This window comes from Achromobacter sp. DH1f (assembly GCF_000633435.1).
In the GTDB taxonomy this organism is placed as follows: Bacteria; Pseudomonadota; Gammaproteobacteria; order Burkholderiales; family Burkholderiaceae_B; genus Achromobacter; species Achromobacter deleyi.
The window spans coordinates 244,455-266,082 of record NZ_AYMF01000024.1 but is presented as its reverse complement, the minus strand read 5'-3'; the positions used below and the strand labels follow the sequence as shown (position 1 = coordinate 266,082).

At 65.1% G+C, this 21,628-nt stretch carries 29 protein-coding genes; 22 read left to right on the top strand and 7 right to left on the bottom strand.

Annotated elements, in window-relative coordinates:
* Nucleotides 1–36: 36 nt before the first annotated feature.
* From U858_RS0120510 to U858_RS0120500, 3 genes are all read right to left on the bottom strand, one after another.
* Entirely contained in the window at nucleotides 37–384 is a 348-nt protein-coding gene (locus tag U858_RS0120510) for a hypothetical protein (protein WP_025139033.1), read from the bottom strand.
* A 136-nt stretch (nucleotides 385–520) separates the two neighbouring features.
* Entirely contained in the window at nucleotides 521–1,054 is a 534-nt protein-coding gene (locus U858_RS0120505) for a hypothetical protein (protein ID WP_025139032.1), read from the bottom strand.
* A 99-nt stretch (nucleotides 1,055–1,153) separates the two neighbouring features.
* The gene (locus tag U858_RS0120500) at nucleotides 1,154–1,540 is read right to left on the bottom strand and encodes a hypothetical protein (RefSeq protein WP_025139031.1); all 387 of its coding nucleotides are present in this window, start codon (nucleotides 1,538–1,540) and stop codon (nucleotides 1,154–1,156) included.
* 126 nt (nucleotides 1,541–1,666) lie between these two features.
* Here U858_RS0120500 and U858_RS35960 point away from each other — a divergent pair, with 126 nt between their 5' ends.
* Nucleotides 1,667–1,966: a hypothetical protein gene (locus tag U858_RS35960; RefSeq protein ID WP_025139030.1), complete on the top strand. Its 300-nt coding sequence runs from the start codon at nucleotides 1,667–1,669 to the stop codon at nucleotides 1,964–1,966.
* Between the two features lie 68 nt (nucleotides 1,967–2,034).
* On the opposite strand, the gene U858_RS0120490 is transcribed toward U858_RS35960, so the two are convergent.
* Together U858_RS0120490 and U858_RS0120485 are read right to left on the bottom strand one after the other, a co-directional pair.
* A complete protein-coding gene (locus tag U858_RS0120490; RefSeq protein WP_025139029.1) occupies nucleotides 2,035–2,313 on the bottom strand; it encodes a hypothetical protein in 279 nt (92 codons plus the stop codon).
* Nucleotides 2,314–2,442: 129 nt separating this feature from the next.
* Nucleotides 2,443–2,946, bottom strand: a complete 504-nt coding sequence (locus tag U858_RS0120485) for a hypothetical protein (RefSeq protein WP_025139028.1) — start codon at nucleotides 2,944–2,946, stop codon at nucleotides 2,443–2,445.
* Nucleotides 2,947–3,028: 82 nt separating this feature from the next.
* Here U858_RS0120485 and U858_RS35700 point away from each other — a divergent pair, with 82 nt between their 5' ends.
* The 3 genes from U858_RS35700 to U858_RS0120470 all read left to right on the top strand — a co-directional run bounded on the left by U858_RS35700 (nucleotide 3,029) and on the right by U858_RS0120470 (nucleotide 5,468).
* Complete coding sequence (locus U858_RS35700) at nucleotides 3,029–3,199, top strand: hypothetical protein (protein WP_157838830.1); 171 nt, start codon at nucleotides 3,029–3,031, stop codon at nucleotides 3,197–3,199.
* Nucleotides 3,200–3,271: 72 nt separating this feature from the next.
* Nucleotides 3,272–3,502, top strand: a complete 231-nt coding sequence (locus U858_RS0120475) for a hypothetical protein (RefSeq protein ID WP_025139027.1) — start codon at nucleotides 3,272–3,274, stop codon at nucleotides 3,500–3,502.
* 4 nt (nucleotides 3,503–3,506) lie between these two features.
* Nucleotides 3,507–5,468 carry a DNA cytosine methyltransferase gene (locus U858_RS0120470; protein WP_025139026.1) on the top strand — a complete coding sequence of 654 codons (1,962 nt, stop codon included), beginning with the start codon at nucleotides 3,507–3,509 and terminating at the stop codon, nucleotides 5,466–5,468.
* 5 nt (nucleotides 5,469–5,473) lie between these two features.
* Here the strand turns inward: U858_RS0120470 and U858_RS0120465 are convergent, their stop codons facing one another.
* The gene (locus tag U858_RS0120465; RefSeq protein WP_025139025.1) at nucleotides 5,474–6,157 is read right to left on the bottom strand and encodes a hypothetical protein; all 684 of its coding nucleotides are present in this window, start codon (nucleotides 6,155–6,157) and stop codon (nucleotides 5,474–5,476) included.
* Nucleotides 6,158–6,207: 50 nt separating this feature from the next.
* Between U858_RS0120465 and U858_RS0120460 the strand changes: the two genes are divergently transcribed.
* The 6 genes from U858_RS0120460 to U858_RS34330 are packed head-to-tail and all read left to right on the top strand — an operon-like array spanning nucleotide 6,208 to nucleotide 10,197.
* Entirely contained in the window at nucleotides 6,208–7,062 is an 855-nt protein-coding gene (locus U858_RS0120460) for a DNA adenine methylase (RefSeq protein ID WP_025139024.1), read from the top strand.
* Nucleotides 7,059–8,159, top strand: a complete 1,101-nt coding sequence (locus U858_RS33825; RefSeq protein WP_025139023.1) for a hypothetical protein — start codon at nucleotides 7,059–7,061, stop codon at nucleotides 8,157–8,159. Before U858_RS0120460 ends, U858_RS33825 begins: the two co-directional genes overlap by 4 nt.
* Complete coding sequence (locus tag U858_RS0120450; RefSeq protein WP_025139022.1) at nucleotides 8,156–8,383, top strand: hypothetical protein; 228 nt, start codon at nucleotides 8,156–8,158, stop codon at nucleotides 8,381–8,383. Before U858_RS33825 ends, U858_RS0120450 begins: the two co-directional genes overlap by 4 nt.
* Nucleotides 8,383–8,871 (top strand): RusA family crossover junction endodeoxyribonuclease, encoded by a 489-nt coding sequence (locus tag U858_RS0120445; protein WP_029954126.1) that lies wholly within the window; start codon nucleotides 8,383–8,385, stop codon nucleotides 8,869–8,871. Before U858_RS0120450 ends, U858_RS0120445 begins: the two co-directional genes overlap by 1 nt.
* Entirely contained in the window at nucleotides 8,868–9,512 is a 645-nt protein-coding gene (locus tag U858_RS35695) for a hypothetical protein (RefSeq protein WP_025139020.1), read from the top strand. The genes U858_RS0120445 and U858_RS35695 overlap by 4 nt, the downstream gene beginning before the upstream one ends.
* Complete coding sequence (locus tag U858_RS34330) at nucleotides 9,499–10,197, top strand: hypothetical protein (RefSeq protein ID WP_157838829.1); 699 nt, start codon at nucleotides 9,499–9,501, stop codon at nucleotides 10,195–10,197. Before U858_RS35695 ends, U858_RS34330 begins: the two co-directional genes overlap by 14 nt.
* Before the next feature lie 92 nt (nucleotides 10,198–10,289).
* Here U858_RS34330 and U858_RS0120430 read toward each other — a convergent pair whose 3' ends face one another.
* Nucleotides 10,290–10,982, bottom strand: coding sequence for a hypothetical protein (locus tag U858_RS0120430; protein ID WP_025139018.1), 693 nt, complete (start codon nucleotides 10,980–10,982; stop codon nucleotides 10,290–10,292).
* Nucleotides 10,983–11,111: 129 nt separating this feature from the next.
* Here U858_RS0120430 and U858_RS0120425 point away from each other — a divergent pair, with 129 nt between their 5' ends.
* From U858_RS0120425 to U858_RS0120370, 12 genes are all read left to right on the top strand, one after another.
* Nucleotides 11,112–11,765, top strand: a complete 654-nt coding sequence (locus tag U858_RS0120425; protein ID WP_025139017.1) for a terminase small subunit — start codon at nucleotides 11,112–11,114, stop codon at nucleotides 11,763–11,765.
* Entirely contained in the window at nucleotides 11,765–13,171 is a 1,407-nt protein-coding gene (locus U858_RS0120420) for a terminase large subunit domain-containing protein (protein ID WP_025139016.1), read from the top strand. Before U858_RS0120425 ends, U858_RS0120420 begins: the two co-directional genes overlap by 1 nt.
* A complete protein-coding gene (locus U858_RS0120415; protein ID WP_025139015.1) occupies nucleotides 13,168–15,450 on the top strand; it encodes a hypothetical protein in 2,283 nt (760 codons plus the stop codon). The genes U858_RS0120420 and U858_RS0120415 overlap by 4 nt, the downstream gene beginning before the upstream one ends.
* 121 nt (nucleotides 15,451–15,571) lie before the next feature.
* Entirely contained in the window at nucleotides 15,572–16,636 is a 1,065-nt protein-coding gene (locus tag U858_RS0120410) for a hypothetical protein (RefSeq protein ID WP_025139014.1), read from the top strand.
* Nucleotides 16,637–16,657: 21 nt separating this feature from the next.
* Nucleotides 16,658–17,956: a DUF4043 family protein gene (locus U858_RS0120405; RefSeq protein WP_025139013.1), complete on the top strand. Its 1,299-nt coding sequence runs from the start codon at nucleotides 16,658–16,660 to the stop codon at nucleotides 17,954–17,956.
* 52 nt (nucleotides 17,957–18,008) lie between these two features.
* A complete protein-coding gene (locus tag U858_RS0120400) occupies nucleotides 18,009–18,428 on the top strand; it encodes a hypothetical protein (protein WP_025139012.1) in 420 nt (139 codons plus the stop codon).
* Between the two features lie 83 nt (nucleotides 18,429–18,511).
* Complete coding sequence (locus tag U858_RS0120395; protein ID WP_025139011.1) at nucleotides 18,512–18,937, top strand: hypothetical protein; 426 nt, start codon at nucleotides 18,512–18,514, stop codon at nucleotides 18,935–18,937.
* The gene (locus U858_RS0120390) at nucleotides 18,937–19,587 is read left to right on the top strand and encodes a hypothetical protein (RefSeq protein ID WP_025139010.1); all 651 of its coding nucleotides are present in this window, start codon (nucleotides 18,937–18,939) and stop codon (nucleotides 19,585–19,587) included. Before U858_RS0120395 ends, U858_RS0120390 begins: the two co-directional genes overlap by 1 nt.
* The gene (locus U858_RS0120385) at nucleotides 19,584–20,225 is read left to right on the top strand and encodes a DUF6682 family protein (protein ID WP_025139009.1); all 642 of its coding nucleotides are present in this window, start codon (nucleotides 19,584–19,586) and stop codon (nucleotides 20,223–20,225) included. The genes U858_RS0120390 and U858_RS0120385 overlap by 4 nt, the downstream gene beginning before the upstream one ends.
* A 3-nt stretch (nucleotides 20,226–20,228) precedes the next feature.
* On the top strand, nucleotides 20,229–20,618 hold the full coding sequence (locus tag U858_RS0120380) for a hypothetical protein (protein ID WP_025139008.1): 390 nt from the start codon (nucleotides 20,229–20,231) through the stop codon (nucleotides 20,616–20,618).
* 1 nt (nucleotide 20,619) lies between these two features.
* Nucleotides 20,620–21,153 carry a hypothetical protein gene (locus U858_RS0120375; RefSeq protein ID WP_025139007.1) on the top strand — a complete coding sequence of 178 codons (534 nt, stop codon included), beginning with the start codon at nucleotides 20,620–20,622 and terminating at the stop codon, nucleotides 21,151–21,153.
* A gap of 13 nt (nucleotides 21,154–21,166) precedes the next feature.
* Nucleotides 21,167–21,628, top strand: a complete 462-nt coding sequence (locus tag U858_RS0120370) for a hypothetical protein (protein ID WP_025139006.1) — start codon at nucleotides 21,167–21,169, stop codon at nucleotides 21,626–21,628.

Here is a 21,628-nt window from a genome sequence, read left to right as displayed (position 1 = left end):
TGAGGAAGGCGACGGGTACGAGGATCAGGGCGCTGGTCACGGCTGGACCCCGCGGGCGAGGATCTGTCGGGCCCGCTTGACCAGCTCGGCCTGCAGCTGCTTGACGCCCTCGGCGCTGGCGCGCTGATCGAAGGGCCATTTGCTGATCGCGGCCAGCACCACGCCGCCGGCGGCCTTGGCGGCCAGATCGCACTGGAAGGTTTCCGCCCACCAATCCAAGGACTCGCCGAATGCGGTAGCGGCGCGGCCGGCGAACAGGTCGCAGAGGACACTGACGATGTCGGCGTCGGAAAGCTGTCGCGGGGGGATGTGGACCACCGAGTAGCCGTCTCCCTGCAGGGGCGGCGGATTGATCGGCACGGGCGCCGAGTGGGTGGAAAGCATGGCTTCCTCTCGTCTCTAATGACCCACAAATGGGTCGACGGGAGGAAATTTACAGCCCAAAAACGGGTTAGTCAACCCGTAAATGGGTTGCTTTGAATGAAAATATGGCCGCACTGAGCGGCCGGAGTCAGTGCGTTTACTTGATGATGTACGTCACGGACGCAGGACTGGCCGATCGGATTTCGAGCTGGTGGCCGCCCCATTCGACAAGTGCAGGCCAGGGCGGGCGGACAACCAAATCGGCCGCGTTCGGGGGCAAGGATTCTGTCTTCCCGGGCGTGGAATGGGTCGTCAATGCGGAGCCGTAAGCCTGATTTCCGACCCTATAAGCCGACGCTGTAGTCATAGACATCGGGGTGCGATTCATGGTCGTCTCGTTGGATGCAACGTCGATGGTGACCACCCGTAGGACCACAGACCCATCGTCGCGCAGGCCCTGGTAGAAAATGGACCGTGAGCCCTTATCTACCTTCCGTCCAAAAACGTCGGCATTGCCGAATGCGTTGGGCAGGTCGCCAGTGCGCGTCTCGCGGAGCATGACCGTTGAGAGGTCGGCCCTAAGTTCGGTGCCGGTCGGCTGCTGAACGGTGGAATAGGTCTTGGGTGACGCGCAGCCGGCGAGGGCGCTGATAGCGACGAACGAACATACCGCAGAATAAAGTCTGTTCATGCTTCGATCTAATTTGTTTCAAAGGGGGTAAATTTTTTTCCCCAGACAACGAAATTGGAGCCGCAAACTACTTGCCCATTCGACCAAACGAGTCGGATGTCAGGACGAACTAGCCCTTTTGGCAGCGGCGCTTTTGACAGCTGGCTGCTGCACCTGCAGGTACTTCTTGGCGTCGGCAAGGAGCAGCGCTCGATAGACGTCGTCGAGCTGGTTGAAGAGGGTCAGCAATTCGGAATCCGCTGGGCTCAGCGATGCATCTCCCGGACCGGCCGCCGTCGAACTCCCGACGAGGCGTGGTTTGTGCTCCGCCGACACATCAGGGATCAAGAATTGCCAGGCTTCTAAGCCAAATGCGCGCGCGACTTCCTCGACGTTGTCGATGCCGGCACTGATCTCCGCGTTGCGCATGCGCCCTATGGTCGACTTCGTGACGCGCCGAGACAGCCGGCTTTCCAACGTGACGTTGGATAGGCCAGCCTCGGTCATGAGTCGGTCTAGGTTCGCCCCGACAACCTCAGCAGCTGATTTTTTACCCATAAATGGAACTATGCCAAGGCTGGCAACCATTATGCGGGTTGACGGCAACCCAAATATGGGTTGAAAATGCGGCGCATGAACCAGCCGACCTTTCTCTCATCTGTTCTCGCTCGCCTGAGCACCGTCCGCTTTCCTGACCTTCCTGCCGTAGCCGCTGGGTCGGGTGTTCCGGAAAGCACGGTCCGCAAGCTGCGCTACGGCGAGGTGAAAAACCCCCGTGTGCACACAGTCCAGGCGCTGCACGACTACTTCGAGCGGTCGGCCACGGCGGCCAGCGGTGGGCCGCGCAATGGCAGCGACGGCACACCTGCTGATGCCCGCTCCGATGCGGCCGTGGGCGCGAGCCCTGTGGTCGAGGGGGTCGAACATGTCTAAGCGCGCTTCAACGCCCCAACTCCCCAGCACGTCCGATGCGGTAGCGCTGATCGCGCGCCATTTGTCGGTTACCCGTCGGCATCCGTCGGGCGCTGTGGCGGAGGAACGCGGGTCAGCGTCGGAATCAGGACGTGCATCGTCGAATCGAACATCTCTATTGCCGCGTCGCGAGCCTGGCTGTTCAGCATTCGCACACGAGCGGCCTCGGTCTCCACTTTCAACCGTTCCACAAGCTTCTCCGCGTCGTGGTGCGTCAGGATCAACGATTGGAATGCTACGAGCATGGCTTCGTAGATTCCGTACTGCGCTGCTGCGGGGTCGGGAATGAATTCCTTTTCGCCTTTCATGCTCGGTTCCTTGCCTCGTGGTTTGTGTGAGAGCAACCAGTTTAGAGGCTTGGGGCCGGGCGCCCAATGTGCCGATCGCGCCGTCAGAGCCGAGAGGGTGGAGCATGCGCAGGGGGCGGTATGACGCGGTCAAGTGCGCCAATCGCTCGTAGGGCGCGAAATTCGCAAGGGCGGATCGTCCGCAAATCGGTATTTCTGTGTGCACGCCGGGCAATGGGCAAGGCGCTTGGACTTGTCGTAGAACTGGAGTATCGACTTCACCTGCTTGTTGTCCAGGCACCCGGGACAAAGGTAATGCATGGGCTCTCCGTTCTGGCACGACTCTTTAAGGCGAAGGGCGAGCGTTCCCGGATAGTCCTCGACCAGCTCATAGCGCTCTCTGTCGGCAATGCGCTTTTCAAGGTCGCGGGTCTGGTCTTCAAGTTCGTGTATGCGAGTCAGCAGCGCGCGCTCGCTCTTGGCGCGCTCCGCATCCTTTTCCTGCACCGCGATGACATGCGCCAGGGCGATCGACAGCTTCATCTGCAGTTCGTTGGTGGCCGCAATGATCTGCGCTTCGTCCTTAAGCTCTACGGCCGCCTTATAGGCGCTGACTGCATTGGTAACCATCGAAAAGATGGCGGTGACGTCCATAAGGGTTCCCCCAACGTAGAAAAGGGTGGTGTAGGAGCCTCCGATTCTACGTTGCGTGGGAACTCCTGGCGGGGAGGGCGCGATGCCTGAACCGCGCTGGCCGCGCGCCGCCGTTGCGTCCCCTTTCCGCCGCCGCTTGCTGCTGGGCGTCGAACTGGCCTGCGCCGTCGAAGTGACCGCCACCTGCATCCGATTTTTCGACGCCGCCGGCCGCCTGCGCGTGGTCATCGGCGCCCTTTGTTTTTCCCCTTGACCTGACTGCATACCCGAATTGTGCCCGCCGCCGCGCGCCAGGCCCAGCCGAGCAATATCCGATAGGTAACCCATGAGCAACCCGACCCTGCATTCCCTGGAATCCCGCCCCTCCGAATCCTCGACTGGCGGCAAATGCACTGAGCGGCTGGACATTCCCTGCACCGCTGACCTGTATGACGCGATCGCCGCACTGGCCACTATGAGCGGCAAGACGAAGGCCGAGTACGCCCGCGCTGTGCTGGAGCAGCATGCGTTCGGCGCGATCGGCTTTGTGCGCGCACGCGCCGGCACGGTGGCATGACGCCATGGCCAAATCCAAGATCAACCATTTCGGCGTCTTCTCGGGATCGGGGATCGGTGCGGCTGGCATGCAGGACGCCAAACCGGCCATCCCCGGCCTGGAGGGCGAGATGGTTTGCCTGGGCGGGATCGACGTGGATCCGGCCGGTGCGGCAGACTTCGAGAAATTCACGGGCGTGCGCTGCACGGTGCGGGATCTGTTCAGCCGCAACCAGTACATCGCATTCCACGGCCACGAGCCCCCGGCCGGTTGGGTCGAGGCGATGCCGGCCGACATTCGCGCCGCTGCTGGCGGCCAGCGGCCGCACATCCTGTTTCTGTCGGCGCCGTGCAAGGGCTTTTCGGGCTTGCTGTCGCACGCGCGCAGTCTTACCGCCAAGTACCAGGCGTTGAACGAACTGACGCTGCGCGGCATCTGGCTGTGCCTGGAGGCCTGGAAGGACGACCCGGTCGAGGTCATCCTGTTCGAAAACGTCCCGCGCATCGCCACGCGCGGGCGCCACTTCCTCGATCAGATCGTCCAGCTGCTGCGCCACTACGGCTATGTGGTGCGCGAAACCGCGCACGATTGCGGCGAACTGGGCGGCCTGGCCCAAAGCCGTAAGCGGTTCCTGTTGATCGCGCGCCATGCCGAGAAGGTGCCGGCGTTTATCTACGAGCCGCCCAAGCGGCCGCTTCGGGCCGTGGGCGAGATACTGGGCCGCATGCACCTGCCGGGCGACCTGCGGGCCGGCCCCATGCACCGCATCCCGAACTTGAGCTGGAAAACCTGGGTGCGGCTCGCTTTCGTGGAGGCCGGCAGCGACTGGCGCAGTCTGAACCGCCTGGCGGTGCAGGACGGCTACCTGCGGGACTTCCTGCTGGTGCCGGAGATGCACGCCGGCGTGATGGGCGTGCGCAACTGGTCAGGCCCTTGCGGCACGGTCACGGGGAACGCGCGGCCCGTCACGGGCGCCTTCTCAGTCGCAGATCCTCGGTTCGATCCTTCGGCGGCGTGGAAGGACGGCCAGGCCTACGGCGTGCGCCGTTGGGACGCGTCGACCGGTGCGATCGCAGGCCAGCAAGGGCCGGGGCAGGGCGCCTACAGCGTAGCCGACCCGCGCCACCACGGCCCGGCTAAGCACAGCAACGAATTCCGTATCGTCCGATATGACGAGGCCGCGCGCGCAGTGACCGGCGCCCACGGCACGGGCCAGTGTGTTGCAGATCCCCGAGGCTTCGGGGCGGACACGCACAAGAACGTTTTCCGCGTGGTGCCCTGGACCAACAGCGCCGGCACCGTCAGCAGCGGTCACGGCCCTTCGAGCGGCGGGCAGGCCGTTGCCGATCCTCGCGGCGGCCCGGATGCCAGCAAGCTGCACGGGAAGTTTCACACGGCGGACTGGGCGGAACACTCCCATGCTGTGATCGCCGGCTATGCCAATGGCGCATTCGCCGTCGCCGACCCGCGGCCGGGCTTGGCCCGCGAGCGCGGCGACCACTACCTGACCGCAGGGCACTACGGTGTCGCTGCCTGGGACAAGCATGTCGGCGCGGTGTCGGCGTCCGCCTGCCACGACAACGGCCGATGGACTGTCGCCGATCCGCGAAATTTCGAAAATTCGCAGTTTTCACTGCCCGCCGCCAACGACAAGCTGGTGTGCCGCATCATCGCCGAGGACGGCACCTGGCACCGGCCGTTCACGACTCTTGAGCTGGCGGCACTGCAGAGCATCTACGACCCCGACGACTACGCTGAGGCCGAGGAGCGAGGTGACGTGTTCCAGATGGACGGCCTTTCCGACAGCGCCCACCGCGAGCGCATCGGCAACGCTGTGCCTCGCAAGGCTGCCCGGGCGATGGCCGAGGAAATCGGCCGAGCCATCCTGCTGTCGCGCGCCGGGGAGACGTTCCAGCTCTCGTCGACGCCCATCTGGGTTAGGCCGATTGTCACGGCGCTGGCCGTGCACGGTGGAGAGGCAGTATGAGAGGCCTATTGTTGATAAGTGCTGTAGAACGAGTCTCGAAGTTTCGTCTGTCCCTCAAGCGATATCTCGGCAGCCTTTCGAATTTCGATGATGCGCCGCCCTTCTTCAAACCGCTGCCGGTTCACTCGATCGCTCGCGGATGTGGCGTCGTCAACCTTGATCTCAGCCTCCAGCATTTGAGTGATGCGGGCCGTGGTGTGGACGACAATGCCGCGCATCTCGAATCCCACTTGAACTCTCCTATTGCTGCCCAGTTCATGCAGCGGCAGATGATCGAATGCGTCAAGGGCCGCGGCACAGGTTCCCTTGAGATATGTTTGCCAGAACTCGGAAAAGGTGCGGTAGTCAAAGCGGTGCGCCGCCTGCGATATGGCGAGAATCTCGCCGTAGAGTTGGCTGACGACTCCTCGGCTTCCATCCTCAACTCTAGTCCTTTGAAGACGGAATATTTCGAGGGCTTGCTCGCGGGCTCGTCGTGCTTGGCGTTCACCCAAGAAGTAGGCCGCGGCAATGGCACCGATAGATCCAATGGCTTGAATCCATGCCGCCAGATCGGAACTGGTGGAGGGGGCGTACGAACCGGCGAACCAGGCGAAAACGACCGCGAAGATACCGACGCCGATGAAGGCGCCGGCCGCGGCAAGCAGAAGGCCATTGAAGCCCAGCTTGATAGATTTGCGAACGTTCATAGCCTCTCCAGAGTGCATGTGTGCCATCTTAGCGCGCTCGAGGGTAGGGTATGACCCCCAAACGGCCCTTGATCCGCTACCACGGCGGGAAATGGCGCCTGGCGCCCTGGATCATCCAGCACCTGCCGCCGCACCGCTGCTACGTTGAGCCGTTCGGCGGCGCTGCCGGCGTACTGCTGCAAAAGCCTCGAGCCTATGCTGAGGTCTACAACGACCTCGATGGCGATATCGTGAATCTGTTTCGGGTGCTCCGCGACCCGGTGGCCAGCGCGCGTTTGATCGATATGGTTAGCCTGACGCCGTACGCGCGTGATGAGTTCGACAGTGCCTATGAAGCTCATCCGGATCCCGTGGAGCAAGCGCGTCGAACAATTATCCGCGCGTCCATGGGCTTTGGGTCAGCAGGCGCGACGAAGGGGGCGACGGGGTTTCGTATCGACACGCGCAGGCGCTACGGCACCGCGCAGCAATTGTGGGCGGAATATCCGGCAACACTCGGCCCGGTTATTCACCGTCTTTCCGGCGTCATGATCGAGAATCGTCCGGGAGTCGAGGTCATCCGGCAGCATGACTCGCCCGATACGCTTTTCTTCGTTGATCCTCCCTACCTGCACAGGACACGATATGCCGACGCGAAGCGTGGGCGCTACTACGCCCACGAAATGACCGACGGGGAGCATGGTGCCCTGCTTGAAGTTCTGCGGGGTGTGCAGGGCATGGTCGCACTCTCCGGCTACCCCAGCACTCTTTATGACGATGCATTGGCCGGATGGGCTACAGCATCGACCACCGCGCGTATCAGCGCAGCCCGCGGTGCCGGCGTGCGGACCGAATGCCTTTGGTTGAACCCCGCCTGCGTGGAGGCGCTCAACCATGCCGGGCTTTTTGCTGCGGAGCATTCATGACAAAGCCCGCGCCTTACCCGGCAGACACGCGCGCCAAAGGCTGGCGGTTCGAACTCGACCACGAACGCATCCGCCAGTCTGATACCTGGGCCCTTGCGGCACCGGAGATCCGTCCGTGGCTGCTGATGCTGTGGATGACCGCCTGGGAGCAGACGCCTTGCGGCAGTCTGCCGCAGGACGACGAATTGATCGCTGCGCGCATCGGTATGCCTCTGGGCCAATTCCAGGCCTGCAAGGCGCGCCTCATGCGCGGTTGGTGGCTGGCGGACGATGGCCGGCTGTACCACGACACGCTCGCCGAGCGCGTTCTGGACATGATTGAGCGCCGCGATGGCGAACGCAACCGCAAGGCCGAATACCGCGAACGAAAGAAGGCCGAACGCGCGGCGAACCAAGGCGGAAATGGTCCCGAATCGTCCCCCGGTACTCCTGATTTGTCCCACGGGACAGGCGCGGGACTCCCGGGGGATTCCGGCGGGAGTGACGCTACCGGAACCGGAACCGGAACCGGAACCAATAATAAAAAAGATATAGCAGCGGCGGCTTTACATCCTCCCGCGCGCGACCCTGCGGACGACCCTGCGGACGACCTGCCGCCGCCGCTGGTCCTGGAGGGCAAGCCCGCGGCCGAACAGGCCATGGCCATTGCCGTTTGGCTTCGCCAGCGGGAGAAGGACCGCGGCAAACCGCCGCGTGGCGCGCAGGGCAACGACCCGCGCATCGTGCGATGGGTCCAAGCCGGTATCACCAGCCTGCAGCTGGCCGAGGCGTATTGCCTGGCGGTTGCCGACCGCGACGCCAACGGTGATCCGGGTACGGTGACCGCGGGCTTTCTCGACGTGTTCGTCGACAGGGTGCTGAACCCGCCAGTCGCCGCCAGCCGGCTCGACGGCAAGCCGCGCGCTGCGGCGCGGGCCGCCGATCCGCTCGCTTGGGTGACCAGCGCCAGCGGCATCACGGAGCAGGGCTCCAAGCTCGGCCTGGTCCAAGGCGATGGCGAGCCGTTCTGGCAGTTCAAGGACCGCGTCATCGAGCGCGCAGGCCTGACCGAAAACGACAAAGCGCGGCTGCGTGCCGACTACGGGGTGAACCTGTGACCACGGCCGTCCAGTGCGTCTACTGCCAGCGCTTCACCCTGCGCCACCACCACACCGCCATGGCCGCCCAAGGCCTGGGCCGCTGTGCGCTCATGACCGATCGCCCCGGCAGCTTCGTCAGCCCGTTGTGGCGCCGCAGCTGCGCGACCTATCAACCTGCGCCGGTGGCCAAGGCCGAGGCGCGCATCGAATGGCTGCGCGACCTGCGCGGCGAGGGAGTCTGATGATTGTCCAATCCCACACCCTGGTGCTGCCGTACCCGATCAGCGCGAACCGCTACTGGGCCAGCCGCACGATCACGTCGCGCGGCGGCCAGTCGTTCACCAGCACCTACGTCACGCCCGAGGCGAAAAGTTACAAGGCGAAGGTGCTGACGCTGGCGCGCCAGGCCGGCGTCGTCCAGCCTATCGCCGGCCGCGTTAAGGTCGAATTCACCCTGTTCCCGAACCGCCCGCTGGACTGGCAGAAGCGCATGCGCAAGGACGGCGCGGCATGGGATGACACCGTGCAGTGCCTGGACCTGGACAACGCGCAGAAAGTCGTCCTGGACAGCCTCAAGGAGGTGGCTTTCGAGGATGACGCCTGGGTGCGCGAGATCCACGCGCGGCGGGCCGAACCCGACGAGCATGGCGCGCGGCTGGTGGCGGTCATCACGCGGCTGCACACCTACGACCCGCAGTCCGTGCTGTTCGGCCTGGAGACTGCCGCATGAAGATCAGCGACCGCAACTTGGAAATCACCCGCAGGCGCGAGGCCGGTGAACTGCCCGCGGATCTGGCACGCGCCTATGGCGTCTCCCCGGAGCGGGTGTGGCAGATCGTCACTGCAGTCCAGCGCCACCAGCGTGGCGAACCGCCCAAGCAGCGCCGGCGATACCCGGCCAGCACCGCGGCGCCCGCGCGGCCTGTGGTGCGTCCGCGGCTGCGCCTCTGGCCCGATCGCCCGGCCGGCTCGGAGTGGTACGAATGCGTCGGCGCCGGCTGCATGGGCGTCGGTGCGACAAAGCTGGAGGCCTATGCGCGCTGGCTGTCCGCAAAGCCCGCCGAGCAGGCAGTGGCGGCCAGCGCGACCACCACCGCCAGCACCCCCGCCGGCACGTCCACCGGGTCCACCACCAGGACGGTATCCGACCGCGCGCCCGACCCAAAGCCGAAGCCGGCGCCCGAGGCACCCACGCTCACGCCGGTACATGCCAGCCAGGTGCAGGTGGTGCCGGGCGTTGCCACGCGCACTCCGCTGCGCATGGCCGCCAGGCTGGGCCTGAACGCCGAACGTCTCGGCGCCCAGCCGCCCATGCACTCGATGCACGGCGGCAGCCGCGCGCGCACCGGCGGATTCCATGACGAGGAATGACCAGCTGGCCGGGCAGGCCGGCGCACAGAATTTTCACGATTGCCAGGAGCGCACAGTGTCCGAACCGCTTTTCAAGGGTGCCCACCAGGCGCTCACCTACGCCTTCAACTACTCCGCCGGCACCCTGGACCGGCCGGCCATGGTGAAAATGGCCGATCGCACACCGCGCACCGGCCGAGGCCTGGCCGGCGTAGACGGCGCCGCTCAGGCTGGATTCATCCTGCGCGAGCTGCAGGCGTTGTCGCCGCTGCACCAGCGCATCCTGGAGGCCCGGTTCATGCCGCAGACGACGCCGTGCCCGTGCTGCCGCAGCAGTGTCTGGGATCAGGACTGGTTTGCCGCGGTGCGCGCTGTGTCAGACGGCGTCATGGCCAGCGGCGTCCTGTCCGGGCACATCGTGCACCGCGCCGTCCGCGACGGCATCGTCGCCCGGTACTTCGCTGCCAAGGCCAACCGCGGCCGCGTGCAGCTGGGCGAGCTGGCCGTGCACGCCGGCATCAGCGATCGCACCGTGACGGATCAGAACGGAAAAGTCACCATCTGGCTGCGCGGCTCGCGCGTGGTGCGCAAGGGCGCCGGCGTGGTTGAGGAAGGAAAGAAAGGCGAGGAAGCCCGCGCTATGGAGCTGATTGAATCCGTGCTGCGCGGCGCCGGCATCGTAGGAGAGAATGAGGCCGCTGCTTGACATTTGCGGATCGCACCCGCAAAATCGGCCCCATTCTGTCACTGGTCACCAGTGCGCGTAGAAACCCCGCCGGAAAACCGAGCGGGGTTTTTTTATGCCGAAAGCAGCTGGCGCACGAAAGGGAAAGAGTTGTAGAGGCTGAGCGCGAACTTCCACGCGCAGATCGCTGCTGCGCCTAGTGCGAGGGCATAAGGCAAAGATAGTTCTAGGCCTCGCCATGTGAGATTTCGGAGACGGAGACGGCGTGCGTGCATCTTCAGCCAAATTCCCAGAATCGCGCTTATAGCAACCTTGAATGAAGTTTTTCCCATTCCGGTCGGCCGGTCCCATTGAATTAAGTCCTGTTCCAGGTCGAACGTCAGATAATTTGCCTGGCCTGAGCGGAACCACGATCCCCACTCCAGGTTCACAAGGGCGCGTCCTATTGTGCCGGGGGTATCTGGACCGACAGGTTGAAAATTCACTGTGCGGCTGCCACGCTCCGCAAGGTTCTTGAACTGTTGATCGACGTAGATATTGAAGCTCTCTTCGAGTTCCGCGTTCTTTTCCTCTCGGAAGGCTGCTCGAGGCGCTGCCTGATCGGGTGCTAGATGAAAGCGTAGCCAGAAGTAGCCCAGTACCAGCGACGTGCATCCCCATGCGCGCCAGGGCTCCACCTCGCTCAAGTTCACTGCACCTACTAAACGTCCGTCCAATGGGATGCCAAGCGCCCAAACTGCCACGATGCCGGTTGCCACCACCATCAGGTTTCGCCGTGATTTTTCCGCTACGTCGTCCGCATCCATGCGTTCTCCAGTAGAAAGCGTGTCTCCTACGATTGTATTGGACTCTGTTACACCTTCCCGCTTATGCCCAAGCCTAAACCTCAAGCGTCCAACCCGACGCGGAAGTCACCTGCGTGCTCGAAACGCACGTTGTCGACCGCCGCCCGTCGCGTGGTGTCTGCGGATAGCCCGCTGACGCCCCAGCAGCGCCGGTTTGTGGACGAGTTCGCGGCGGGTGGCTTCCTGAACCAGACGAAGGCCTATGAGGCGGCCTACCGGGCCCGTGGTGCCGCAGCCATCAGCGGCGCGTCGCGCTTGTTGAACCAGGCTAACGTCGCCGCTGCGGTGCAGGTCCTGCGCGACAAGCTTTCGGCGAAGCTGGAAGTCACCGCCCAGCGCGTCCTCGAGGAATGGGTGGCGATGGGCTTCTACGACGCGGCCGACCTGGTGGTGACGGACGAGAATGGCGTGGTGCGCGATATCACCAGCCCGAAGGATCTGCGGCTGCTGCCCGAGCGCGTGCGCCGCTGCATTGTGGGCTGGAGCTGGGACCGCAACAGCAATTTCACGCTCAAGCTGGCGGCCAAGACCCCGAATCTGGAGCTGATCGGGCGTTACCTGGGCATGTTCGTGGAGCGCAAGGAGCTGCGGCTGGGCGACCTGGACAAGAAGTCCGACGCCGAGCTGGACGCCGCCATCGCGCAGGCTGCCCAGGAAATCGCCCAGGCCGAAGGCATCCCGGTGGAAAAGGTTCTTGCCCAGCTGCGCGCAGGAGGCGCTGGTGCCGGGACGACGATGCACTGATGTCCAATCCGCGCGTGATGCTGGCCAGGGCGCTGCAGGAGCGTGCCTGGCGCGCCAAGCGCAATCGGTTGAAGTACTACCGGCCGTACGAGAAACAGAGGGAGTTCCACGCACAAGGCGCCGCATACCGCGAGCGCCTTTTTTCTGCCGGAAACCAGCTGGGGAAAACCTTCTCGGGCGCCTACGAGACGGCCATGCACCTGACCGGGCGCTACCCGGATTGGTGGGAAGGCAAGGTTTTCCAGAAGTCCACGGCGGGTTGGGCGGCCTCGGTGTCGTCAGCGCTGACGCGCGATGGCATGCAGCGCCTGCTGCTGGGCCGGCCAGGCGTCGACAGCGAACGCGGGACGGGCGCCATCCCTGGCGACGCCATCAAGGAAGTGGCGCCGCTGGCCGGCGTGCCGGGCGCCGTGTCCATGATCGTGGTGCGCCATGGCGGCGGCGGTGACGTCCAGGCCGGCGAAAGCGTGCTGGGCTTCAGAAACTATGAGCAGGGGCGGGAAAAGTTCCAGGCCGAGACGCTGGATTTCGTCTGGCTGGACGAGGAGCCCCCCCACGACATCTACATGGAGGCCGTCACCCGGACCAACACCACGCTGGGCCCGGTGTACCTGACCTTCACGCCCTTGAAGGGCATGTCGGCGACGGTCAAGCGCTTCCTGATCGACAAGCACACGGGCACCGTTGTGGTGTTCATGGGCATCTACGATGCCGAGCACTACACCCGCGAGCAGGCCGACGCGATCCTGGCCAGCTACCCCGACCATGAGCGTGAGGCCCGTGCCTATGGCAAGCCGGTGCTGGGGTCTGGCGCGGTGTTCCCGGTGCCGGAATCCAGCATCGTAGTGCCACCCTTCAATATCCCGGACACCTGGCCGCGTATCTGCGGGCTGGACCTGGGATGGGACCACCCCACGGCCGGGGCCTGGCTGGCACACAACCTGGACGCGGACATCGTCTACGTCTACGACGTCTACGCGGCCGCCAAGCAGCCGGTTTCCGTGCACGCGAGCGCCATCAAGGGTCGCGGCAGCTGGATCCCGGTGGCCTGGCCGCATGACGCCCTGCAGGCGCAGAAGGACACCGGCACGCCGATGCGCGACGCCTACCTGGCCGAGGGCGTGTCCATGCTGCCGGAGCGCACGCAGTTCGAGGATGGCTCGAATGGCGTCGAGGCCGGCATCCAGATCATGCTCAACCGCATGGTCACAGGCAGATTCAAGGTGTTCTCGCACCTGGAGCTGTGGCTTTCCGAGTACCGCACCTATCACCGCAAGGACGGCGCCATCGTGAAGATCGACGACGACGTCATTTCCGCATCGCGTTACGGCGTGATGTCCCTCCGCTTCGCACGCAACAACGTGCCCGCAAACTTCAAACGACACCGGGAATCCTGGCGCGCATGAATACCTCCGTTACCGGCTTCCGCCTCCTCGATGGCAGCGACAGCGCGACCGCGCACGCCCGCGATCAGGCGCCGGCCGACGCCGGCGCGCTGTCCGTGTCCCAGCTCGAGCGCTGGCTGGACGAGATCCGCAACCAGCCGAGCTGGCGCCGCGAGGCGGACAAGGCCTGCGACTACTACGACGGCAACCAGCTGGACGCCGAGACCTTGGCTCGTCTCGAGGAAAAAGGCCTGGGGCCGCTGGTCACCAACCTGATCCAGCCTACGGTGAACGCGGTGCTGGGCATGGAGGCCAAGACCCGAACCGACTGGCGCGTTGGCGGCGACGACGAGCAGTACCAGGACGTGGCCGAGGCGCTGTCGGCCAAGATGCACGAAACCGAGCGGGAGGCCCAGGCGGATACCGCCACTTCGGACGCCTACGCCAGCCAGATCAAGGCCGGCTTCGGGGTCGTCGAGGTGTCCCGCAACAGCAACCCGTTCAACTATCCCTACCGCGTCACCAGCATCCCGCGTTCCGAAATCTACTGGGACTGGCGCAGCCGCGCCTTGGACTGGAGCGATGCCCGCTACGTGGTGCGCAAGAAGCGCTACGACGCCGACCACATCGCCGCGTTCTTCCCCCAGCACCGGGAGATGATCCTGGCCGCGGCAGGGTGGCGCGACTGGGCGGATTACCTGACGACTGAGGCCCGCATGTCGGCGGACTTCTTCAACGACATCGGACAGGGCACGCGCACAACGTGGGATGACCTGGACTGGCGCGACGTCGAGCGCAGGGTGGTGACGTGTTTTGAGGTCTGGTATCGGGTATGGGTTCGCGGCCTGGTGCTGGCGCTGCCCGGCGGGCGGACCCTGGAGTTCAACGAGCAGAACCAGGTGCACCGCGCGCTGGTCGCGGCCGGCGCCGTCCAGCCCAAGGTCGCCATCTACGACAAGATTCGCTGCGCTTTCCAAATTGGCCCCATCCGCGTGCAGGACCGGGCCACGAACCGCCGCCGCTTCCCCTATATCCCGTTCTTCGGCTACCGCGAGGACCTGACGGGCGTGCCCTACGGGATCATCCGGGCGATGCTGTCGCCGCAGGACGAGGTCAACGCCCGCGCCGCGCGCATGATGTGGCTGATGAACAGCCGGCGGACCTTCATCGACTCGGACGCGCTGGACGAGAAATACAACACCATGAGCGATGCCAGCCGGGAGCTGGGCCGGGCTGACGCGCTCATCGTAACGAACCCTGCCGCGCGCCGCGTCGGGGCCAATATCAAGGTCGAATCGAATTTCGACCTCTCTCAGCAGCAGTTCCAGATCATGCAGGAGCGCAAGCAGGCCATCCAGGAGGCGGCGGGCGTGTACGCCGCCATGATGGGCCAGTCGTCGAACGCCAGCTCCGGCCTGGCGATTCAGTCGCTGGTGGAGCAGGGCGTCACCACGCTGGCGAAGATCAACGACAACTACCGCGCCGCCCGCCGAGGCGTGGGTAATGCCTTGCTGGACCTCATCAAAGAGGACATGACCGACCAGGCCGAGATCCTGGTGGATAACGGCACGGTCAAGCGCAAGGTGATGGTGAACATCCCTCGCAAGGATCCGGTCACCGGCCAGGCCTACAAGGAAAATGACGTCCAGACGGCGCCGGTCAAGGTTGCGCTGTCCGACGTACCCAGTACCCCGACCTACCGCGCGCAGCAGTTCGCGGCCTTCTCCGAAATCCTCAAGTCCATGCCGCCCAACATGCAGGCGCTGCTGATCCCCTTCGCGTTGGAAATGTCCGATTTCAGCAAGCGCAAGGACATGGCGGCGTTCCTGCGGGCGCAGCTGGGCATCCAGGCCGACCCGAACTCGCCCGAGGCCAAGGCGGCAAAAGAGCAGGCCAGCCAGGCCGCGAACGCGCAGGCCGAGGCCGCGATGCAGGACGCCCAGTCCCGTATCGAGGAGCGCCAGGCCCGCACCCAGAAGCTGCTGGCCGAGGCCGATCGCATCCGTAGCGAGGCTGGCGCCGCCGGCGACAGCGACACGGTCGGCGAGGTGGATGGCGCTCTGGCGCGCTACGAGGAAGAAATGCAGAAGCTGCGCCAGCAGCTAGCAGACCGCACGATCGAGTGGCAGACCCGGCTGCAGCAGACCGAGATGCATGAGGAGGCCGAGACAGTACGGGCCCGCATCCGCGCCGAAGCACAGACTGGCGGTGCCCAGCTGCAGGATCGATTCCAGCAGCTCACCGACGAGGTCGACCAGGTGCTGGCGCGCCTGGGCACACGCCAAGCCACGACCGCATAGCACGACGAAACAGATTCCCCGCCCTGGGACACGGGCAAAGCACAGGCCCCCGCCGAGAAATCGCCGGGGGCTTTTTTCGTTTCAACCCACGGACCTATCCGAAAACTAGGAGCAGGAAGACATGACTACGGAAACCACGACGGGAAACCCCATCGACAACCTCGATGCGGTCTTGCGCGACCCCCTCAGCATGACGGACGACGCGCTGGCAGCGCTGGTCAGTGGCGACGATGCCACCACCGCCGCCGGCCAGCAGTCGGCCGCCGATGACGCCGCGGCCAACGCCGCCGGCGCCAAACCCCAGGGCGATACCAACGGTGCAGCGCCCGGCACCGGCGAGGGCGGCGCACAGCATCAGGGGGCGACCCAGGATGCTGTAGGTGCGCAAGGCGAGGCCGTTGTGCAGGCGAGGGACGGCAAGCACGTCATCCCCTACCAGGTGCTGCAGCAGGAGCGCGAGCGCGCAATCCGTGCCGAGCAGATGGTGCGGGACCTGACCACCAAGCTGGAGCAGGACCAGGCTGCCGCCCAACAAGGGAAGACCACCAAGTCGCTCGATCTGGACCAGATCGTCGACGAGCAGTTGCTGGAGCAGCTACGCGAAGAAGCTCCCGACGTGGCGCGCCGGATGGACAACCTGATCGACCTGGCCAAGAGCCTGAGCGAGCAGGTGGACGCCGGTCGGCCCGCCGCCGAGGACGCGGAAACCGCGCGCCGCGAACAGCAGGTGCAGGCACTGGTGTCCGTCGAGGATGCCATCCAGTCGATCCCCAAGCTCGCCCATCTCCGTGATTCCGCCCCGGAACAGTTCAGCGAAGTCGCTGCCATCGACACCATGCTGCGCGCCAATGCCGCGTGGAAGGACAAGCCGCTCCCCGAGCGGTTCGATGCGGCGCTGCGCATGTACGAAGCCGGGCACGGTGCGATCGAGCTGCCCAGCCAGGCCAACAAGGCCGCGGCTACGCAGCAGCCAGCCGATCCCGCCGCGCGCGTTGCGCAGGCCGTTGCGAAGGCGACGGCTGACGCATCGGGGCCTTCCACGCTTTCCGATATCCCTGGCGGCCAGCCGGCCGCCGCATCCGAGGCAGACGCCATTGCAGCGCTGTCGGGCAGCGCCCTGACCGATCGCTTCATGAACATGTCGCCGGATGAAATCGAAGCGCAGCTGGCGCGCCTCACTTCGTAAATCCCACGAACTGGAGGCTATATGTCCCAAACTACTGTTCCCGTTGGCTCGCCGCTCGCGCGCAAGGTTTTCGGCGCGGCGCTGTTCGCCAACACGCAACGTCAGCCCTCGCTGATGAACAACCTGACCGGCGCGGCGCCCAAGCAATCGGCCGCCGAGGCGAAGCTGAAAGGCCAGACCAGCCCGGACATGCCGCTCGTCCGCGTGACCGACCTGACGAAGTCGCAGGGCGACCAGGTCAGCGTCGACCTCATCAACCAGACCGGCGGGAAGCCGATCATGGGCGACAAGCAGGCCGAGGGCAAAGGCGAGCGCCTGGATATGTCCAGCATGGACATCCGCATTGACCTGGCCACCAAGGTGGTCGACGCCGGCGGCAAGATGACCCAGCAGCGCACCGTGCACAACCTGCGTGGCCTGGCAATGGCCAACCTGCAGGGCTGGTTCCGCCGCTTCAACGACCAGTCCACCATCGTGCACCTGGCCGGCGCCCGTGGTTCCCAAGTCGGCACCGACTGGGTGGTGCCCATGACGTCCGATCCGGACTTCGGCGAAATCATGATCAACCCGGTCAAGGCGCCGACCTTCAATCGCCACTGGGTGGCCGACGGCACGTCGCTGGTGCAGGGCGGCCAGGCGCTGGGCGCGATCGATACCACCGACACGTTCAAGCTGGAACACCTGGACCACCTGGGCGCGATCATCGACGACATGGAGTTCAAGCTCCAGCCGATCAAGATCGCGGGCGACGCCGCCGCCGATGACGAGCCGCTGTACCTGCTGCTGGTTACCAATCGCATGTGGCAGAGCATCCTGACCAATACGGCGGCCAACAGCCTGCAGTGGCGCACGTTCCTCCAGAACGCCTGGAACCGTGCCTCGTCGTTCACCGGCCCGAAGAAGCACCCGCTGTTCACGGGCGAGGCCGGTATCTGGCACAACATCCTGGTGCGCAAGATGGACCGTGCCATCCGCCTGAACCCGGGCGATTCGGTCCAGTACTGCACCCAGGCCGGCCAGGCCACGGCCGCCCAGGCCGACGTCACCATCCCGACGCTGCAGCCGGGATACGCCGTCGACCGCGGCATGCTGCTGGGCGCCCAGGCGCTGGCGCACGTCTACGGCAAGAACCAGGGATCGGACACCTACGCCAACTGGATGGAGAACCGCTACAACTTCGAGCGCAATCTGGAAGTGGCGGGCGAAGTCATGTGCGGCAAGGCGAAGCTCCGCTTCTCGGTGCCGGACGCGCGCGGCAACAAGATCCCGACGGACCACGGCGTGATGGTGCTGGACACCGTCGTCAACCTCAACACCTAATCGGCGGCGGGCGGTCAGCCGGCCGCCTGCTCCGGTGGAACTGGAGAAATTCATGGATCGCTACTCTCCCGACTACAACTCGAAGCCCCTGCACACGCAGGCCTTCGGCAATGCCTGGGTCGAGACCTACGGCTACCGCGGCGCCACCGGCGCCACGGACAAGATATATCTGGGTGTCATCCCCGCTGGCGTGGTGGTGACGGGCGTGCGCCTCATCACCGACGCCACCGCCGCCGGTGTCAAGGTCGATCTGGGCTTCGAGCCCTACGACGCCTCCGACGGTCCTCTGGCGGATCCGGATGCATGGCTCGCCGGGGCAGATATCGCTGCCGCCGGCATCGTCGATTCCAAGGCCCACCCCATCGTGTTCAAGCGCGCGGTGAAGTTGGTTGCCACGATCAGCGGCGCCGCCATCACCGGCACGCCGCAGCTCACGGCGGTGGTCAGCGGCCAAATGGTCGGCGTTGCGTAAGCCTCTTTCGGGGTGTTCCGTCGCCTTGTGCGGCGCTTGGGGCCGGGTGGTTCGCCACCTGGCCCCGCCTTTTTGGGGGTCTCATGGACCAAGACAATCTCATCCCGATCAAGTACATCGGGGCGAAGGACCAGAAGAAGGACACGGTTGCCGGTACCGGTCTGGTGTGGGAGCACGGGCAGATTCATTTCGTGCCGCCGCTGATCGCCATCAAGCTGACGCCCTACAAGGACGTCTGGCGCGAGGCGTGGGAGGAGGCGGAGGACAACCCGGGCGTCGTCGGCCTGGTCGTGACGACGCAGCAGGCTACCGGCGACGGCAAGCTGCCAGAGCAGAGCCAGGTGGCGCCGTTCAACATGCCCAACCTGCAGGGCATGAAGAAGGAAGACCTGGCGACTTTCGCTCGTGCCCAGTTCAACCATGAACTCGGCGCGGACCTCAAGAAGGACGAGATGATCCAGCAGATCGTCAGCCTGGCCAACTCGCGCGCCGCGGGCGAACCGACGTAATGGCCGCCCTCGCAGATTTCGAGCGGTTCGTGGTGCCGCTGATCGAAGGCGCGCCCACGCCGGCGGTCGAGGATGCCATCGTCGACGCAGCGATCGAATTCTGCACCCGCACCCGCGTGCTGCGCGCGTTCCTCGATCCGGTGACGCTGGTGCCTGGCACAGCCGAGTACGAGCTGGACCCGCCCGAGGCTGACACGCAGATTGTCGATGTGGTTGCGGCTTGGCTGCCCGAGGGCCCGGTGACGTCGGCCACGCGCACCGAACTCGAGGAGAAATTCCCCGACGGCTGGGCCTGGCGCCAGGCCGGCGGCACCGCCGAGGTGCAGCATTTCTACTGCAGGCTGCCGGGCTTCGTGCAGTTGGTGCCGGCGGTCACGGTCAAGGTGCCGCGGGCGCTGCGGCTCGAGGTCGCCTACGCGCCGACCCGGGCAGTGCGGGAGCTGCCCGACGTGCTGCTGAACCGCTACGCCGAGCAGCTCGCCAGCGGCGCGCTGGGACGCCTACACCAGCACAAGGCGGGTTATGCGGATCCGGGCCGGGCTGCTGGCTACCTGCAGGAATTCGATCAGGCCTGCACGGACCTGGCTGACGACGCCGCCCGCGGGTTCGCCAAGCGCCGGATGCGCACGGGTGGGGACGAGTTCAAATGAAAGTTGCCGAAGTCATCAGCCGGGCCCGCACCATCCTGCAGGACGCCGACGCGATCTACTGGGAAGCCGATGAGCTGCCTATGTGGGTGAGCGATGGTCGCCTCGAGGCATACCGCCTGCGCCCCGATCTGTTCGAGATTTCCGAGGATTTCGTCTGCGCCGACGGCGCGCGCCAGACCCTGCCGGGCGGCGCGCGCATGCTGTTCGATGTGCCGCGGAACGTGTCCGCCGCGCGCCAGCGCGCCGTCACGGTGGCAGACGCCGGCGCACTGGGCCGCGTGCGGCCGAGCTGGCGTAGCCAGTCCAAGGCCCAGGAGATTCGCCACTTCCTCTATGACGAGCGCAGCCCCGGCCAGTTCGATGTGTACCCGCCGGCGCGCGCCGGTGTGGTGATCGAGCTGTCCTACGCGAAGCTGCCGGCGCCGGTCACCAAGGAGGACGGCGACAAGGAACTGGCGGAGGAGGGCGCTTACGCGCCCGCTCTGGTGGACTACGTCCTCTACCGCGCGTTCCTCAAGGAGGCCGACACTGTGCCGGCCTTCCACCAGCGCGCCGCCCAGCACCTGGCTGCCTGCCAGGCCACCCTGACCAGCGACGTCACCGCCAAGGCGATGACCAGCCCCAACGAGCAGAAATAGCGCATGGCAACAGACAAGATTCGCCTGGTCCAGGGCGACACGGCGCCGCAGCTGCAGCTGTCGCTGACCGACCAGCGTACCCGGCGCCCGCTCGACCTGTCCGGCCCAGGCACGACGTCGCGCTTACTCTTCCGCGAAGTGGGTGCAGACACTGTCAAGGCGACGATGCCGTGCTTTGCGATCGCGGGTCTCGTCGACCCAGACACGGGCGACGTTGACTTTCGCCCACCCTACGACGTGCCTGGCCGCGGCGGTCGTCTGGCCATGGATTGGTCGGTCGACGCATTGGATTCCGCTGGCGAGTTCGAGGGCGAGGTGGAATTGACCTTTCCCGACGGACGGATTCAGACGGCCTTCGCCATTCTGAAATTTCAGGTTCGGGAGCAGTTCTAGCATGACCGGCCCTGTGCACATTGAGTACGAGATTGTCGCCGCCGCGGTCGATGCCTCGGTCACTCGGGTGGCACGGGTGGATGCGGTGGCAGACCCTCTGGGGCTGAATCCGATCCTGCTGGATTTGGGGTTGGCCGCGGAGTACTTCCGTCTGGTGCGAATCCTGAATCGCCTTGACCTGGCGGTGGCTGACGATCGGCGATCGGTTGGCTGGGTTGGCCGACGGCGGGATGCCGCCCTGGCGATGGAAGGCCTGGATGCCGAGCTGGCTGTTCGTCGCCGCGATGTCACCGGGGCACTCGACCTGTTCACTCTGGCCTTCGTGCATCGGTCTGTCGGCGCTGGCCATGACTGGATCCGCCAGCAGGTGCGGACGGTGCGAATTGATGCTGTCGTGGCAGTTGACGTTCTGGCTCTTGCTATGGCCCGTGAACGTCGAGACGCGGCAACCTCCCAAGACTCTGGTCAGGTGGTGCTGGAGAACTACGCCCTTGACTATGCCGACGATTACGTCGGTGACGCCACTTCCTTCTGAAAGGATTTTCCACATGAGCAAACTGCAGAATAGCTCCGGCGCCCTGAGCCGCGGCGATCTGGAAGTCATCATCCATCGTGGCCGTACCGGGAAAACCGAACGCTGCCTTATCAAGAACCTTTTCACTGATGATGGCCTGGCCTATCTGGCCGCGCGCAGCGCGGGCGAATCGGTGGCCGTAATTTCCCACATGGCGCTGGGTATCGGCACGACGCCCGCCGCGGGCACCGATAAGACCCTGGCGTCCGAGATTGTGGGAAGCCGAGTGCCGGTCACAATCTCGGGTGTTGGCCCCCAACGTCTGTATACGGCGACCTTCGGCGAGGGGGTAGGTTCCGGACCAGTGACCGAGGCGGGCCTGTTCAATGCCGCCACCGTTGGGCTGATGACGAATCGTTCGGTGTTCGGGGTCAAAAATAAGGAGCCCGAGGATGTGTTCACGATCAACTGGACCTTGGCGCAGCAGCGCGGGTAA

Coding starts and splice junctions, on each gene's coding strand:
- U858_RS0120410 (WP_025139014.1), top strand. CDS start 15,572: ATGACTACGGAAACCACGACGGGAAACCCCATCGACAACCTCGATGCG.
- U858_RS35700 (WP_157838830.1), top strand. CDS start 3,029: ATGCCTGAACCGCGCTGGCCGCGCGCCGCCGTTGCGTCCCCTTTCCGC.
- U858_RS0120385 (WP_025139009.1), top strand. CDS start 19,584: ATGAAAGTTGCCGAAGTCATCAGCCGGGCCCGCACCATCCTGCAGGAC.
- U858_RS33825 (WP_025139023.1), top strand. CDS start 7,059: ATGACAAAGCCCGCGCCTTACCCGGCAGACACGCGCGCCAAAGGCTGG.
- U858_RS35960 (WP_025139030.1), top strand. CDS start 1,667: ATGAACCAGCCGACCTTTCTCTCATCTGTTCTCGCTCGCCTGAGCACC.
- U858_RS0120460 (WP_025139024.1), top strand. CDS start 6,208: ATGACCCCCAAACGGCCCTTGATCCGCTACCACGGCGGGAAATGGCGC.
- U858_RS0120500 (WP_025139031.1), bottom strand. CDS start 1,540: ATGACCGAGGCTGGCCTATCCAACGTCACGTTGGAAAGCCGGCTGTCT.
- U858_RS0120490 (WP_025139029.1), bottom strand. CDS start 2,313: ATGAAAGGCGAAAAGGAATTCATTCCCGACCCCGCAGCAGCGCAGTAC.
- U858_RS0120415 (WP_025139015.1), top strand. CDS start 13,168: ATGAATACCTCCGTTACCGGCTTCCGCCTCCTCGATGGCAGCGACAGC.
- U858_RS0120465 (WP_025139025.1), bottom strand. CDS start 6,157: ATGAACGTTCGCAAATCTATCAAGCTGGGCTTCAATGGCCTTCTGCTT.
- U858_RS0120400 (WP_025139012.1), top strand. CDS start 18,009: ATGGATCGCTACTCTCCCGACTACAACTCGAAGCCCCTGCACACGCAG.
- U858_RS35695 (WP_025139020.1), top strand. CDS start 8,868: ATGAAGATCAGCGACCGCAACTTGGAAATCACCCGCAGGCGCGAGGCC.
- U858_RS0120405 (WP_025139013.1), top strand. CDS start 16,658: ATGTCCCAAACTACTGTTCCCGTTGGCTCGCCGCTCGCGCGCAAGGTT.
- U858_RS0120445 (WP_029954126.1), top strand. CDS start 8,383: ATGATTGTCCAATCCCACACCCTGGTGCTGCCGTACCCGATCAGCGCG.
- U858_RS0120430 (WP_025139018.1), bottom strand. CDS start 10,982: ATGGATGCGGACGACGTAGCGGAAAAATCACGGCGAAACCTGATGGTG.
- U858_RS0120510 (WP_025139033.1), bottom strand. CDS start 384: ATGCTTTCCACCCACTCGGCGCCCGTGCCGATCAATCCGCCGCCCCTG.
- U858_RS0120395 (WP_025139011.1), top strand. CDS start 18,512: ATGGACCAAGACAATCTCATCCCGATCAAGTACATCGGGGCGAAGGAC.
- U858_RS34330 (WP_157838829.1), top strand. CDS start 9,499: ATGACGAGGAATGACCAGCTGGCCGGGCAGGCCGGCGCACAGAATTTT.
- U858_RS0120390 (WP_025139010.1), top strand. CDS start 18,937: ATGGCCGCCCTCGCAGATTTCGAGCGGTTCGTGGTGCCGCTGATCGAA.
- U858_RS0120375 (WP_025139007.1), top strand. CDS start 20,620: ATGACCGGCCCTGTGCACATTGAGTACGAGATTGTCGCCGCCGCGGTC.
- U858_RS0120370 (WP_025139006.1), top strand. CDS start 21,167: ATGAGCAAACTGCAGAATAGCTCCGGCGCCCTGAGCCGCGGCGATCTG.
- U858_RS0120470 (WP_025139026.1), top strand. CDS start 3,507: ATGGCCAAATCCAAGATCAACCATTTCGGCGTCTTCTCGGGATCGGGG.
- U858_RS0120505 (WP_025139032.1), bottom strand. CDS start 1,054: ATGAACAGACTTTATTCTGCGGTATGTTCGTTCGTCGCTATCAGCGCC.
- U858_RS0120475 (WP_025139027.1), top strand. CDS start 3,272: ATGAGCAACCCGACCCTGCATTCCCTGGAATCCCGCCCCTCCGAATCC.
- U858_RS0120485 (WP_025139028.1), bottom strand. CDS start 2,946: ATGGACGTCACCGCCATCTTTTCGATGGTTACCAATGCAGTCAGCGCC.
- U858_RS0120380 (WP_025139008.1), top strand. CDS start 20,229: ATGGCAACAGACAAGATTCGCCTGGTCCAGGGCGACACGGCGCCGCAG.
- U858_RS0120420 (WP_025139016.1), top strand. CDS start 11,765: ATGTCCAATCCGCGCGTGATGCTGGCCAGGGCGCTGCAGGAGCGTGCC.